Origin of the sequence: Pseudomonas cyclaminis, from assembly GCF_015163715.1 — a bacterium.
GTDB lineage: Bacteria > Pseudomonadota > Gammaproteobacteria > Pseudomonadales > Pseudomonadaceae > Aquipseudomonas > Aquipseudomonas cyclaminis.
Window position 1 is genome coordinate 1 of sequence record NZ_JADDUM010000400.1, and the last position, 598, is coordinate 598.

The following is a 598-nucleotide window of genomic DNA, read 5'->3' on the forward strand; positions in this document are numbered from 1 at the left end:
GGTGCGCTGTTGCTGGCGTCGGAGCAGTTGTTCAGCGCCCTCAAGATCGTCGGGGCGCTGTACCTGTTCTACCTCGCCTGGCAGAGCTGGCAGCAATCGCGCCAGCCGGCCCATGGCGCCACAGTCCCGGAAGCAGCCCCCGTGCCACGTTTTCGCACGCTGTTCGGCCGGGCTTTTGTGCTGGGGGCCAGCAACCCGAAAGACATCCTGTTTTTCGCCGCCTTCCTGCCGCAGTTTCTTACCAGTGAGCAGCCGTTTTTGCCGCAATTGCTGATCATGATTGCCACCTGGACCGTTCTTGATCTGCTGTGCAAGCTCGCCTATGGCCTGGGTGCACATGGTGCTGCGCGGTATCTGCGCAGCGGCAACGGGCATAGCTGGTTCAATCGGGTCAGTGCCGCACTGTTCGCAGGCGCTGGGGCCCTGTCGCTGATCCACGTCAGGAGCGGCTCACTTTGACAAAATAGACACTCGCAGGGACCGTGCCCTTGGTAGGCCATTGAATGCCTGCCACGATTAAAATCAGGCGATTGTCGATCATCGCCTGATTGACCTGTGCAAGTGGCGCCACACCTGGATTTTGCTTGATGGTTCCTTT

Annotated in this window: 1 protein-coding gene; it reads left to right on the top strand. The window is 59.9% G+C overall.

What is annotated here, in order from left to right; genetic code table 11:
- Positions 1-459 (top strand): LysE family translocator (locus IQK56_RS30815; RefSeq protein ID WP_193901994.1); only part of this gene is annotated, 459 nt, incomplete at its 5' end.
- Positions 460-598: the final 139 nt, after the last annotated feature.